The organism is Brevibacterium sp. RIT 803, from assembly GCF_016892625.1.
Taxonomy (GTDB): Bacteria; Actinomycetota; Actinomycetes; order Actinomycetales; family Brevibacteriaceae; genus Brevibacterium.
The window spans coordinates 977,273-990,553 of sequence record NZ_JAFEMW010000001.1; the positions used below are offsets into that span (position 1 = coordinate 977,273).

A 13,281-nucleotide genomic window follows, 5' to 3' on the forward strand; every position below is an offset into this window, starting at 1 on the left:
CGCACGATAAGTTGATCTGGGTCACACGTCTCTGCCGCCGACCTCGAGGTGATCAGCCCCCTCGAGCCACGGCCCTCTCAGATCAGCGCAGCCGCCAGCTGGGTCCCGGTCAGGGGCCGGTCGGCGTAGACCAGGCGCATCGCATGCGGATCGGGATTGCCGACATCGGGAGCTCGATGCTGCAGGCTCAGACCGACCTTCTCGACCACTTTCTGTGAGGCCGCATTGTGCTCGAGGAGGTAGGCGATGACAGGCAGTTCAGGTTTGAGTTCCTGGGCCCGAGCCACGGCCAAACGGGAGATCTCACTGGCATAGCCGCGGCCCTGGGCCTCGGGGCGGAAGCGGTAGCCAAGGTTCCAATAGGCCTCGATCCGATCCGGGTTCCATTCATCAGCCAAGGGCATGCGCCTGACACCGCAGCCGCACATCCCCAACACCGGGCCGTCCTCCGACTCACGGACGATCCATGATCCGAGCCCGTCGATCTCCCAATCAGCGATGCGGGTCAGCAGGTACGCCTCGGCCTCCTCCCGCTTGATCATCCGGCCGCTGGGAAAATGTGCCCACACGCGGGGGTCGCTGTATATCTCGAACACATCGTCCAGGTCCTGGAGCCCCGGGCGGTCAAGCACGAATGGCTCTGCCATCAGGCGCCGTGGGCAGCCCGGATGGCCGCGTCGAGGTCGTTCCACAAATCGTCGGCGTGCTCAATGCCCACGCTCAGACGCAGCAGCCCCTCGGGGACCGACTCCGGTTCCGAGGCATTGCGCCGACGCCGTTCGATGAGGGACTCCACTCCTCCCAGGGAAGTGGCCGGCGTCCACACCCGGACCGCCTCGGCGACGGCGGTGGCCTGCTGCGCGGTCTCCGTGCAGAAGGCGACCACCGCACCGAATCCCGACATCTGCGCTGCCGCGCGCTCATGCCCGGGGTCGCCGGGCAGACCTGGGTAACGGGTCTCGACGACATTGGGATGCGAACTCAGCCGTTCGGCGATCAGCGCGGCATTGGCCTGAGCTCGTTCCATTCGCACTGACAGTGTCCGCAGGCCCCGCAGCGCCAACCAGACCTCGAATGGTCCGGCGATGGCTCCGCGCAGTGAGCGTTCACTATGAAGCCGATTGTGAAGGTCTTCGTTGCTGGTCAGCGCCGCACCGAGGACGACATCCGAGTGCCCGGCGAGGTATTTTGTGACGGAGTGGACGACGACGTCCGCGCCCAGATCGAGTGGCGTCTGCAGGAGCGGAGTCGCGAATGTGTTGTCGACGACGGTCAGGATGCCGCGATCACGCGCGGCGGAGATGAGTGCGGGTGTGTCAGCGACTTCGAGCATCGGGTTGGTCGGAGATTCGATCCACAGCACCGCCGAGGCGGCACCAACGTCATCGAGTGCTCTGACGACGGCCGCAGTGTCGGCGATGTCGACGGTGACGAAGCCGAATCCGCTGCGCTCGGCGACCTCGCCCGCGGACTCAAGTGACCCCTGGTAGCAGTGCTGGGGCATGATCAGAGTGCCGCCGCGTGGAACCAGGCTGAGCGCGGCGGCGATCGCTGCCAGACCCGATCCGAAGACCAGTCCGGGCAGTTCGGCATGTTCGAGTTCGGCCAGTGCCTCTTCGAACGGGGTCCAGGCCGGAGTCGAGAATCGCCCGTAGACATGGTCGGAATGGTCGATCTCTCCGCTGCCGACGAAGGTCGAGGACAGTTCGATGGGAGGGTTCACCGACGAACCGTTCGAGCGTTTCGGACGACCCGCTTCGACGAGGACGGTTTCAGGTGCGTGGGAGAAATCTCGTGAGGTCATCATCCCAATATATGCCGAGTGCCGACCGCTCCGCACCGATGTCTCAGCCGAGGCAGTGACGTCTCAGTCGTGCACGCGCATCATGTGCTCGAGCAGCGCCCTGGCTCCGGCTGAGAGTCGTCGCCTGGGTGACCATACCGCGTGCAGCTCGCGTTCGAGGGCGACCTCGGCCTGCACCGGCAGCGGCACTAATCGTTGGGCCCGGAAGTCATCACGCAGCGCCAGCTCAGAGAGCACGACCGGTGCGATGCCGGTGGCCGCTGCGATCTTCAGCGCCGAATTCGACCCGTACTCCCCCGCCACATGTGCCCCACCGAAATGCGCCAACGCGGCGTCGAGAACTTCTCTCGTTCCCGAACCGACCTCCCTGACCAGCAGCGGAACTTCGGCCAGCGCCTCGGCGCTGATCGGGGCAGACCAGGCATCGGCGAAGGCGGGTGCGGCGGCGATCATGAGCCGGTCATGGCCGACCACCTCGGCGGGGAAATCCTGGGGCAAGGATACGGACTCGATGAGGCCGAGGTCGCAGCGCTGCTCACGCACTGCGGCGATGACTGTGGAGGAGTTTTCGACCGCCAGGCCCACATCGATGTCGGGGTGCGTCGCGGTGAACGTCGTCAAGTACCGGGGCAGCAGGTATTCGGCCACGGTCAGCGAGGCGGACACCCGTACAGTGCCGGCCCGCGCGTCTTGGATGGCTCGAGTGCCAGTGTTGAGATCGGCATAGGCGTCGATGACCTTCGTGGCCCACTGGGCAACGGCGTGACCTTCGGCGGTGAGCTGGGTGCCCTGCGGCGAGCGCCTCAGCAGCGGCACCTTGAGGTTCCGTTCGAGGTTGCGCAGACTGCGCGAGGCATTCGGCTGGGCAAGGCCCATCGCCTCGGCGGCCTGACCGATGGACTGGGCGCTCGCGCTCAGCGTCACCAGCAGCCCCAGAGCCGGGAGTTCGGGCCAGTCCTGCATTCTGCTGAGGTCTCGCATGCCCCGATTCTGCCATATCAGCGCCATATGGGTCGGTCGAACAATGCCGTCTACCGAAAACCCAGACCGATTGACAGACTGAACCCATGAACCGCATCGTCCGCCTCCTCCCAGGCTTGGGAGTCGCCGCAGCAGCCACAGCCATCGCGTGGCCCGTCTCGATGGTGGCTCCCATCCTCTCCCCGCTGCTCATCGCCATCGTCCTGGGAATCATCGTCGGAAATGTGCTCCCCGAATTGCCGCAGATCTTCCGTCCCGGTCTCGACTTCGCAGCCAAACCCCTCCTTCGTCTGGGCATTGTGGCCCTCGGCGCGCAGGTCGTGCTCGGCGATATCCTCGACCTCGGCTGGCTGGTCCTCGTTCTCGCCGCGGTCGTCGTCGCAGTCGGCATCGTCTCCGGTCTGCTGTTGGCGCGTCCATTCCGCGTCGATTCGAATCTCGCGCTGCTCATCGGCTGCGGGTTCGGCATCTGCGGAGCCGCCGCGGTCGCCGGGATCGAGTCGACGCTGAAGGCGAAGAAGGAGGATGTGGCCGCGGCGATCGGTCTCGTGGTCCTCTTCGGCACGCTGATGATCGCCGTGATCCCCTCGCTGAGCGTCGCCTTCGGGCTGGCCCAGGACACAGCCGGCATGTGGGGTGGAGCGTCCACGCACGAGGTCGCGCAGGTCGTCGCGATCGGCGGCATCATCGGTCCCGCAGCCCTGCAGGTTGCCGTCCTCGTCAAGCTCTCCCGTGTCATCATGCTCGCCCCGACCGTCGCCGTGCTCAGCATGGTGATGCGCCGCAAGGAGAGCCGCGAGCGGGCAGCGATGGCGTCCTCCGCCGCGATGTCACGGGACGAGGCATCGTCTCATTCCCCCGCCGAGGCGGCCCCTCAGTCGTCGTCGACATCTTCGCCGACAGCCGGGTCGTCGTCGACTCGGGTGCAGTCGACTGCAGGGTCCTCGGCACCTGCGACGAAGCGTCCACCCATCGTGCCGCTGTTCGTCCTCGGCTTCCTCCTCATGGCGGGACTGCGCACCTTCGGCCTGTTGCCGGACTTCGCGGTCTCCGGTCTGGGCTGGATCCAGACCGTGTGCCTGGCCATGGCGATGTTCGCCCTCGGCCGCGGGGTCCAATGGCGGTCCCTGCGCAACCTCGGCGCCGGTCCCATCGGCCTGGCAGCGACGACGACTCTCATCGTCGCCGTGATCGGGCTCGGCGGTGCCCTGCTGCTGACCTGAGCTCAGGGCTGTTCACTGAGCTGATCCGAGCTCTCGATGCTGATCTGAACACCGAACGCCGTCGTGAACGCCGGCTCGGTGCACACATGCTGGAAGCTCCCTCTGCAGACAATCCGTTCTGGTTACGATGATTGCGAAATTGAACCATGATTCAGGCAAAGGGTGCTGCAATGAGAGTGAACGCGATAGTCGTCGGCAGCGGCGTGATGGGGGCGTCGATCGCGTTCTCCTTGGCCAAACGCGGATACGCGGTCACCGTCGTCGACAAGAAATCCGGCCCAGCGCAGGGCTCGACCGGTGCCACCAGCGCGATCGTTCGCTTCACCTATTCTCTGCGGGACTCCATTGCCATGGCCTGGGAGTCGAAGCACCTTTGGGAGAACCTGCGCGACCAAGTTCAGGCACCGGAATCAGAGCCAGTCGCGGACTTCATCCGCACCGGCATGGCCGTCATCGACATACCAGGGCTGCTCCCGAGCACCATCCGCACAGACTTCGTGGATCTCTCGATCCCCTACGCCGACTGGGACGCGGCCGACCTCGCCCGGGAGCTGCCCGGCGTCGATACCTCGAACCACTATCCACCCGTGCGCCCCGATGATCCTGCGTTTCTCGACGACAGCGACGAGCCCGCGACGGCACTGTACACACCAGACGGCGGGTACATCTCCGATCCCGTCCTGGCCACGGAGAACTTCGCTCGCGCCGCGAAGCGACACGGTGCCCAGTTCCTCTACAACGCCGAAGTCATCGGCGTACACCGCAGTGACTCCGACATCCGCCCCGAAGAAGGCATCACCGCACAGCCAAGCGCGGCGTGGACGCTCAACCTCTCCGACGGTCGGGGTCTCGATGCCGACGTCGTGGTCAATGCAGCCGGACCCTGGTCATCGCGATTCAACGAGCTCGCCGGTGTCGGATCCGACCACGGAGTCTCCCTGACTCCCCTGCGCCAAGAAGTCCATACTCTGCCGGCGGAATCGACCGTCATCCGCAGCGACGACACTCCGATTCCTGCGCTCCTCGATGCCGGCATCGGCACCTATATGCGCGCCGAGGTGGGCGGTCAGCTGCTCATCGGAGGCTCGGAACCCGAATGCGATGAGCTGGAGTGGGTCGAGGACCCCGACACCGTATCGATGAGTGTTCGTCCCGAGCAGTTCGAGACGCAGGCTCTGAGAGCTGCGAAACGCTTCAACGACATCACGATTCCGAACCGAGCCCGCGGAGTCGTCGGCGTCTACGATGCCTCCACCGATTGGACTCCTATCTACGATCGCTCCGAGGCGGATGGCTTCTATCAGGCGATCGGGACCAGCGGCAACCAGTTCAAGAATGCTCCGATGGTCGGCGAGGCCATGGCAGAACTCATCGACGCCGTCGAGCGCGGTCATGACCATGACCGCGAACCGGTCCGGATTGCGCTTCAGCACACAGGAGGGGAGCTGAACCTGGGAACCTTCTCTCGCCTGAGGTCTCCGGCTGGAACAAGCGGAAACGTCATGGGCTGATCTCAGCGCTCCACATTCACGTGCCGATATTTGGGAAATTGCGGCCTTCCCCCTGGTGGTAACCGCGCCCGTCGCGACTGAGCTGGTAGTGTCGCTCAGCGAGTCATTCAGTTTCATTCAGCGAAATTTCAGCCTAAATGGGGAAATCATGCTCCTTCAAATCATTGCGTTGTCGATCTTCATCGCTCTGTTCGCAATCGGCGCGATCCGCGGTGTGCAGATCGGCGTGCTCATGCTCGTCGGCGCCGCCGGAACCGGCCTGTTCCTAGCAGACATGGCCGTCGACGACATCATCGCCGAGTTCCCGCTCTCCATCATGATCCTGCTGGCCGGGGTCACCTACTTCTTCGCCATTGCGCAGGAGAACGGGACTGTCGACAAGATCATCGACTGGGCACTGGAGAAGGTCGGGTCCTCTGCCGTCCTCCTCCCGATCGTCTTCTTCGTCATCACAGCCGGCATCGCTTCCATGGGTGCACCCCTGGCCGGTCTCGTGATGATGCCGGTGGGTATGCAGGTGGCCCGCAAGTACGGGGTCGACTATGCACTGATGGGCTTGGCGATCTGCTTCGCCATCGGCGCCGGCGGATTCGCCCCGACCAGCCTCTATGGCATCGTCACCTACAGCACCGCCCATGATGCGGGAATCGATCTGTCGCCGTTCCTGCTCTTCGGCATCGCCGTCGTCGTCTACCTCGTGATGCTCGCCGTCGCCTACTTCATGTTCGGTCGCACGCTCTTCGGGCGTCAGTCCGCCATGACCGCAGCCGGTTCGGCGCACTCCGGTTCGACGATCTCCCGCGGATCCGCCTCCGCGACGAAGGTGGCTTTCGGTGAGGACGAGGACGACGAAGCGCTCTTCGACTCATCCAGCACCTCGGCGAGTTCCGAATCGGGTCCCTTCTCCGCCGTGCAGATCCTCACCGTCGTCCTCATGGTCGGACTCATCGGTTCGGTCGTCGCTCTGGCCGCCTTCGGCAAGGAACCCGATATCGGCCTGCTGTGCTTCTTCTTCGGTGCGATCCTCTCGCTCGCGGATCCCAAGACCGGAAGGGCCGCGCTGCCCAAGATCGACTGGTCGACCGTTCTCCTCGTCGGCGGCATCATCACCTTCGTCGGCGTGCTGCAGACGATGGGTGCCGTGGACCTGCTCGGCGAGGGCGCCGAGGCCATCGGTTCGCCGCTCATCGCGGCCTTCGTGCTCTGCATCGTCGGCGGTCTGGTCTCTGCGTTCGCATCGACGACCGGCATCCTCGCAGCACTCGTGCCGCTGGCGCTGCCCCTCATCGCCGCCGGCGGAGTCCCCGGCTGGGCGCTCATCGCAGCCCTGGGCGTATGCTCGGCCGTCGTCGACGTCTCACCGTTCTCGACGCTGGGTGCCACGGTCGTGGCCACGGCTCCGCAGGATCACAAGGCTCGACTCACGCGCATCCTCGTGAAGTTCGGCATGTCGATGGTCATCATCGGACCCATCGTCCTCGTCGGCGGTCTCGTCGTCCCGGCAATGTTCTTCTGAGACTGTGGTCCGGGCCACTGAGTCACCCGGACCACAGTGACTGTTCTCAGCACGGTTCCCACGATGCAGATGGTGCCCAGCGAAATTCGCTGGGCACCATCTGCATCTGTCGCTGCGTCGATGTCTCTCAGCTCAGCGGCTTGACCAGAACGACGAATTCGAGGTCATCGACGAGCGGCACACCGAAGCGGTCGTCACCGTAGGGGAAGGGTTCGACCTCTCCGGTTCTTTCGTAGCCTCGGCGCTCGTAGTAGGCGATGAGCTCGGCGCGCTTGTTGATGACGCTCATTCGCAGCGAGTGAGCGTTCCAGCGTTCGATCACCCAAGCCTCGGCGAGGTTCATCAGTGCCGATCCCACGCCTTGCCCCTGCCCCAGCGGGGAGACCGCGAGCACGCCGAGGTAGGCGATTCCGTCGACGGGTTCGCGCAGGTAGACGCTGCCGACGGCCTGCCCTTCGGCAGACCGGACGAGGATCATCGACGCATCAGGCTCGGCGAGCATCTCGCGGGCCATATCGGCGTCGAGTCGCTGACCGCTGATCAGATCCGCTTCGGTCGTCCACCCCTGCTTCGAGGGTTCTCCACGGTAGGCGGAGGCGACGAGTTCAACGTAGTCGTCGATGTCGTCGAGGCTGAGTTCGCTGACTTCGAAACCTGTTTCGTGCAGGATCAGCTTGTGAGCATCGACCATGGTAGCGGGTGCGTAAGAGGACATAGGTCGGCTCCTTGAGGATGTCTGACCGTCGCCGTGTACGGCCGAAAGAACGGGTTGCTCAATAGGTTAGTCGCTCGAGGGGGAACCCAACTATAGTTTCATTTATCAGGACTGACTCATCCACGTATTGGCATAGGGATGACCGACACCTTCACCTTCAGGAGCGTTCATGGACCTCGAGATCTCGGACGAGACGTACACCTTTGCCCAGGACATCGCGGCGTCTCGCTTCACGGTGAGCCACGATGACAAGGTCATCGGACACGTCGACTACATCGACCGCGCAGCCAGCCCCGATGACACGTCCGAATCCGCAGTGCGCACATTCACCCACACCGAGGTGTCCCCCGCTTATGGTGGTCGCGGCATCGCCGCACATCTGGTGCGCTTCGCCCTCGAGACCAGCGCCGAGGCGGACCTGAAATTCCGTACAACATGCTCCTATGTCATGGAGTTCTTCCGCAAGAACCCCGAATTCGACGAGCTGCGTGCCTGAGCCGGCACAAATGTGAGAACGTAGCCGACCCAGACCGTAGCTGCGATGACGATTGCTGAAGCGGCGCCCCACAGCAGAACGGGATCGGCCACCGCCAGCTGCGGAATCTCCCTGCCTGGAACGATCGCGGCGAAGGCGCCCGCCGTCAGCGCGCCGAGCCATGATCCGACCATCATCCCGATGTGCCTGTGGATGTTTCCTCTCCGGATCGCGACGACTCCGACGGTGGTGGTGCCGAAGGTGAAGATCGCGAGCGCGTGGAAGATCGTGAAGCTTCCGCTGAGGGTGTAGATGAACATTCCGCTCACGCAGACGAGGTACATGAGGATGACCCATGATCGCCCGATCCATCTGTGCCGACGGTCCTTGGTCCGCCGGATGATCTGGACAGGGGCCAAGAGCACAACGCCAGAGGCGGCAAGAGCGTGGATTGCTATGAACATCGTCGTCATAGACCTAAGATAGTTTCACTAACCAAGGGTGGCAACGTAGATAGCAGAACCCGAATTGCTCACCAAGCCAGTTGCCTCCAGGCTCCTGCCTCCACCGATTGGGGATCCGCATGAAGCTCAGCGCCCTGGCCCGAGAATCCGGAGTCTCGACCGCCAGCATCAAGTACTACATCCACGTCGGCATCCTTCCTCCCGGCCCCAAGCGCAACGCGACCACGGCCGACTACTCCCAAGCTCACGTCGACCGCCTCAGCCTCATCACCTGCCTGCGCCGGGAGATCGGCTCCCCCATCGAGTCCATCACCGCACTCATTCGGGCCATCGATGACGAGTCATTGGAGAACATCGAACTGATGGGCATCTGCCAGAGGCTTGCGCTGGAGGCGAGCACTGTCCTGAAGTCCACAGTCGGCTCATCCTCGCATTCCGAGCCTGAATCTGAACCTCAACCTGCAACGACAGCGGAACTGGCACCGGCACCGGCACCGAAGACTATCGAGAGCGATATCCGTGACGTTCTGCAAGAGCTGGGCTGGCCGGACATCTCACCTACCGCCGTGGCATCGATGGCAGGCGCGCTCGAGGAGTTGAGGGCCTCAGGTTATCCCGTCGGGCGCGGCACGATCCTCCGCCACATTCAGGCATTGGCCGAGATCGCGGCCAGGAACACCACTCCGATCACCGACAGTCTGAGTAGAGATCGGATCTGCGTCGAGGTTGTTCGCGGGATCACGATGCACAACAGACTCCTGGTGGCGACCAGTGCTCTCGTCCATGCTTCACTGTCGGCCATGCCTCGAAACTCGAATTCAACCCCGCCCGGCGACTGAGGCGACCTGGCGGCTGACAACCTGTAGGTGCGGGGTGTTTCCAGCGATGCCGACGCACCTCAAAGTGCCTTTTGTAAGCCCTCCTTACCTCACTGATAATGATGTTACGAACTAATAGTGAGGTGATGAATGTGATTGATCAACCAACCCCGTCAGAGGGGACGCAGATTGTGATCGAAGTGTGGTCCGACCCGGGATGCCCAAGGTGGTATGTCGGAATGCACCGTCGCCAGGCCGAGCGCCAGATGCAGGCGATCGCACGCAAGGAAGGACCCGAGTTCTCCCTCAACCCACACGACCCGACAGCCCGCTCGGATATCGGACAGCCAGTGGGGCTGGACGCACTGCGAATCCGTGAGGTCCTCGCCAACGACGAATTCACCGAACGCGTGCGTGCGGACCGCAGCGAAGGACTCAAGCTGGGCGCGACCGGTGTCCCGTTCGTCGTCTTCGACCGCAAGGTGGCCGCCCCAGGTGCACAGAAGATCGGCGTCAATGCTCAGCTGTTGGACCAGATCGCCGGGTCGGTGTCGAATGAGCGCGCATCATGAACGGAACGACAGATGAGCTCCAGCTGGTGGCGACGCCCGCCCGCGGATGGTGCGACCCAGATACCGGCCTGTGCCACTTCAACGACACCGACGAGGCAGAAGCGGCAGCATCCAGGAGTGAAACAGCCACAGGTGACGCTTCTGAAGCGGCAGAACGATGAGCGACCCTGAGAAGTCAGGTCGTCGCGGCGTCGCCGGCAGCTCTGAGTCGGCCAACTCCAGTCAGTTCGCTGGAGGCCCGATTGCTGGCAATCTCACCGTGATGTTCTGCCGCCCAGCTCGCCATCGCCATCACAGCATCCTGCAAAGACCGGCCCAGGTCGGTCAGCTCATACTCCACACGGGGCGGGACTTCGGCGTAAGCGGTCCGTGTGATCAGCCCGTCGGCTTCCAAGTGCTTGAGTGTCTGGGTCAGCATCCGCTGGGAGATGCCGGGAATACTCGCCTGCAGATCTGAATACCGCAGCGAACCCGGGCTCAAGGTGCTGATGGTCAGCATCGTCCACTTGTCGCCGATCCGGTCGAGGACGTCACGAATGAAGGCGTTGTCCTCTGGCCATAACCGGCACGGACCGCTGATCTGCCGTACTGCCGCCATTTCGCTCTCCTCTCGTTAGGCCTGTAACCGCACTATCAGTATGCAACATCGAAACTACCGCCACCAACCACATCACGGTTCTGGCTCACACTTCGCTCATTCGAGCACACGTCAGAAACACTCCGAAAGGAAAGCCAACCATGTCCTACCTACTCCACATCGACTCATCTTCGCTTGGTGAGGCCTCAGTTTCCCGTCAGGTCGCCGAATCATTCCTTCACGGCTGGACCGGCAAGGTCGTACACCGTGACCTCGCTGCTGATCCTGTACCTCACCTCAGTGCAGCCGGGATCACCGCACGCGACACCGATCCTGCCCAGCACACCGAGCAGCAGGCTGCTGCCAGCGAACTGCAGGACGAACTCATCGACGAATACCTGGGTGCCAGCGCCTACCTGTTCACGGTGCCGATGTACAACCTGACCATGCCGTCCGTGTTCAAGGCCTGGCTGGATCAGATCATCGTCGTCGGTCGAACCGCAAAGTCCTCCCCCGCCGCCGGCCGCTCAGCTGTCTTGATCTCTGCCAGGGGCGGTGGCTATGGACCGGGAGCCCCCAACCATGGCTTTGACTTCGTGGTGCCCACCCTTGAAGCGGTGCTCGGTCGAGAAGAACTCCTGGGCCTCGATGTCTCCACCGTGATCCCCGAGCTGACTATGGCAGATCACGTATCTGCCATGGCGGAACTGAAACCTCTGTACGAGACGTCCTTGGCAAACGCCCACCACCGCGCCCGCGATCTCTCCGTGATCATCGCATCCGACGCAATGGCGGCCTGAAGGCCAACGGCTCAGTCGTCCACGGTGTTCAGGCGCTTCAGAACCTCAACACCGTGGACGACTGCATGTCCAGTCGATTCGGGCTCCCGCGCGTCCGGAGGCCGTGGATGACTGCGGTCCCGACCGACGAGTCCGAGTACACGTCCGCGCTCTCAGGTGAGCTCACGCATCCCGCAACTGGGTTCCCCAGCAGTGAAACGGCCAGTAGGGCACACGTATCCGTACCTCAGGCAACGAAATTCGTATAGTGACAGCGGCGTGATCCCCCTACACTGAACGTGATGCTGATCCAGACGCGCTCAGCCATGTCGTTCATACAACCAAAGGAGGATCTGTCGTGGACATCAACCCAATCATCGACAAGCTCAACACCGGACTGTTCATCAATGGCCAGTGGCGCGAGGCAGAGGGCGGAAAGACCATCGAGGTCGCGAACCCCGCGACCGGTGACCTCATCACCACGGTCGCAGACGGCTCGGCGGCCGATGCCGAGGAAGCCATCAAGGTCGCCGGTGACACCCAGGAATCATGGGCCGCCACCCCGCCGCGCGAACGCGCTGAGATCCTCCGCCGTGCCTTCGAGCTCCTCATCGACCGTGCCGACGACATCGCGGCAGTCATGACCGCCGAGATGGGCAAGCCCTTCGCCGAGTCCAAGGGCGAGGTCACCTATGGAGCAGAATTCTTCCGCTGGTTCTCCGAGGAAGCCGTGCGCGTCGGCGGCCAATACACTCAGTCCACCGATGGCAAGACCCGCGTCATGGTCTCCCGTGAGCCCGTCGGGCCCTGCATCCTCATCACCCCGTGGAACTTCCCTCTGGCCATGGGCACCCGCAAGATCGGCCCGGCCATCGCCGCTGGCTGCACCATGGTGTTCAAACCTGCGAAGCTGACCCCGCTGACCTCCCTCATGCTCGTCGACGTGCTTATCGAGGCCGGCCTGCCCGCCGGTGTCCTCAACGTCGTCACCTCCGAATCCGCTCGGCGCGTGGTCACCCCGTGGATGGAGTCCGGAATCGCCCGCAAGGTGACTTTCACCGGCTCCACCGAGGTGGGCGTGGGCCTGCTCAAGCAGGCTGCCGACAATGTCATGAAGACTTCGATGGAGCTCGGCGGCAACGCTCCGTTCGTCGTCTGCGAGGATGCCGACATCGACAAGGCCGTCACAGGTGCGGTCCAGGCGAAGATGCGCAACGGCGGCGAGGCCTGCACCTCGGCGAACCGACTGTTCGTCCACTCCTCCGTCGCTGAGGAGTTCTCGACGAAGCTGACCGAGCGCATCGGTTCGATGAAGGTCGGCAACGGCCTCGACGAGGGCACCGAGGTGGGCCCGCTTGTCGATCAGGATTCCCTGGACAAGGTCGCCGGCCTCGTCGATGATGCTGTGTCCAAGGGCGCGAAGGTCCTCACCGGCGGGTCGAAGATCGAAGGCAAGGGCTTCTTCTACAGCCCGACCGTCATGACCGAAGTGCCGATGGACTCCGAGATCCGCACCACCGAGATCTTCGGACCCGTCGCACCCATCGTCACCTTCGACACCGATGAGGAGGGCATCGCTTTGGCCAACGAGACCGAGTTCGGTCTGGCTGGCTACCTGTTCAGTGAGAACGTCGAGCGCGCCCTGAACCTGGCCGACAAGATGCAGGTCGGCATGGTCGGTCTCAACACCGGCTTGGTCTCCAACCCGGCCGCGCCCTTCGGCGGCGTGAAGAAGTCGGGCCTCGGCCGTGAGGGCGGAAGCGTGGGCATCGAGGAGTTCCTCGAGGTCAAGTACGTGGCCCTGCCTCGCGCCTGATCCCGCGCAATACCCGCGCACAGACAATGC

15 protein-coding genes are annotated in these 13,281 nt (G+C 63.5%); 9 read left to right on the top strand and 6 right to left on the bottom strand.

Features of this window, described 5'->3' with window-relative positions:
• Window positions 1-77: 77 nt before the first annotated feature.
• The 3 genes from JTF07_RS04440 to JTF07_RS04450 form a co-directional block, all read right to left on the bottom strand.
• Window positions 78-647 carry a GNAT family N-acetyltransferase gene (locus JTF07_RS04440; RefSeq protein ID WP_204233069.1) on the bottom strand — a complete coding sequence of 190 codons (570 nt, stop codon included), beginning with the start codon at window positions 645-647 and terminating at the stop codon, window positions 78-80.
• Window positions 647-1,804, bottom strand: a complete 1,158-nt coding sequence (locus JTF07_RS04445; protein WP_204233070.1) for a trans-sulfuration enzyme family protein — start codon at window positions 1,802-1,804, stop codon at window positions 647-649. Before JTF07_RS04445 ends, JTF07_RS04440 begins: the two co-directional genes overlap by 1 nt.
• A 63-nt stretch (window positions 1,805-1,867) precedes the next feature.
• Window positions 1,868-2,785, bottom strand: a complete 918-nt coding sequence (locus JTF07_RS04450; RefSeq protein ID WP_204233071.1) for a LysR substrate-binding domain-containing protein — start codon at window positions 2,783-2,785, stop codon at window positions 1,868-1,870.
• Window positions 2,786-2,871: 86 nt separating this feature from the next.
• On the opposite strand from JTF07_RS04450, the gene JTF07_RS04455 reads away from it, so the two are divergent.
• The 3 genes from JTF07_RS04455 (at window position 2,872) to JTF07_RS04465 (ending at window position 7,035) form a co-directional block, all read left to right on the top strand.
• Window positions 2,872-4,008, top strand: a complete 1,137-nt coding sequence (locus tag JTF07_RS04455; protein ID WP_204233072.1) for a YeiH family protein — start codon at window positions 2,872-2,874, stop codon at window positions 4,006-4,008.
• Window positions 4,009-4,178: 170 nt separating this feature from the next.
• Window positions 4,179-5,519 (top strand): NAD(P)/FAD-dependent oxidoreductase, encoded by a 1,341-nt coding sequence (locus JTF07_RS04460; RefSeq protein WP_204233073.1) that lies wholly within the window; start codon window positions 4,179-4,181, stop codon window positions 5,517-5,519.
• 148 nt (window positions 5,520-5,667) lie between these two features.
• On the top strand, window positions 5,668-7,035 hold the full coding sequence (locus JTF07_RS04465) for an SLC13 family permease (RefSeq protein WP_204233074.1): 1,368 nt from the start codon (window positions 5,668-5,670) through the stop codon (window positions 7,033-7,035).
• 127 nt (window positions 7,036-7,162) lie between these two features.
• On the opposite strand, the gene JTF07_RS04470 is transcribed toward JTF07_RS04465, so the two are convergent.
• On the bottom strand, window positions 7,163-7,750 hold the full coding sequence (locus JTF07_RS04470) for a GNAT family N-acetyltransferase (protein ID WP_204233075.1): 588 nt from the start codon (window positions 7,748-7,750) through the stop codon (window positions 7,163-7,165).
• 169 nt (window positions 7,751-7,919) lie between these two features.
• Here JTF07_RS04470 and JTF07_RS04475 point away from each other — a divergent pair, with 169 nt between their 5' ends.
• Entirely contained in the window at window positions 7,920-8,246 is a 327-nt protein-coding gene (locus JTF07_RS04475; RefSeq protein WP_204233076.1) for a GNAT family N-acetyltransferase, read from the top strand.
• Here the strand turns inward: JTF07_RS04475 and JTF07_RS04480 are convergent.
• Complete coding sequence (locus tag JTF07_RS04480) at window positions 8,192-8,698, bottom strand: DUF2306 domain-containing protein (protein ID WP_204233077.1); 507 nt, start codon at window positions 8,696-8,698, stop codon at window positions 8,192-8,194. The two genes, JTF07_RS04475 and JTF07_RS04480, sit on opposite strands and share 55 nt — an antisense overlap.
• A 110-nt stretch (window positions 8,699-8,808) precedes the next feature.
• Here JTF07_RS04480 and JTF07_RS04485 point away from each other — a divergent pair, with 110 nt between their 5' ends.
• From JTF07_RS04485 to JTF07_RS04495, 3 genes are all read left to right on the top strand, one after another.
• The gene (locus tag JTF07_RS04485) at window positions 8,809-9,528 is read left to right on the top strand and encodes a MerR family transcriptional regulator (protein ID WP_204233078.1); all 720 of its coding nucleotides are present in this window, start codon (window positions 8,809-8,811) and stop codon (window positions 9,526-9,528) included.
• Between the two features lie 218 nt (window positions 9,529-9,746).
• Window positions 9,747-10,079, top strand: a complete 333-nt coding sequence (locus JTF07_RS04490; RefSeq protein ID WP_252199276.1) for a DsbA family oxidoreductase — start codon at window positions 9,747-9,749, stop codon at window positions 10,077-10,079.
• Window positions 10,076-10,240: a hypothetical protein gene (locus JTF07_RS04495; RefSeq protein WP_204233080.1), complete on the top strand. Its 165-nt coding sequence runs from the start codon at window positions 10,076-10,078 to the stop codon at window positions 10,238-10,240. Before JTF07_RS04490 ends, JTF07_RS04495 begins: the two co-directional genes overlap by 4 nt.
• Window positions 10,241-10,254: 14 nt before the next feature.
• Here JTF07_RS04495 and JTF07_RS04500 read toward each other — a convergent pair whose 3' ends face one another.
• A complete protein-coding gene (locus JTF07_RS04500) occupies window positions 10,255-10,677 on the bottom strand; it encodes a winged helix-turn-helix transcriptional regulator (RefSeq protein ID WP_204233081.1) in 423 nt (140 codons plus the stop codon).
• Between the two features lie 140 nt (window positions 10,678-10,817).
• Here JTF07_RS04500 and JTF07_RS04505 point away from each other — a divergent pair, with 140 nt between their 5' ends.
• Together JTF07_RS04505 and JTF07_RS04510 are read left to right on the top strand one after the other, a co-directional pair.
• A complete protein-coding gene (locus JTF07_RS04505) occupies window positions 10,818-11,456 on the top strand; it encodes an FMN-dependent NADH-azoreductase (protein ID WP_204233082.1) in 639 nt (212 codons plus the stop codon).
• A gap of 337 nt (window positions 11,457-11,793) precedes the next feature.
• Complete coding sequence (locus tag JTF07_RS04510; RefSeq protein WP_204233083.1) at window positions 11,794-13,251, top strand: NAD-dependent succinate-semialdehyde dehydrogenase; 1,458 nt, start codon at window positions 11,794-11,796, stop codon at window positions 13,249-13,251.
• Window positions 13,252-13,281: the final 30 nt, after the last annotated feature.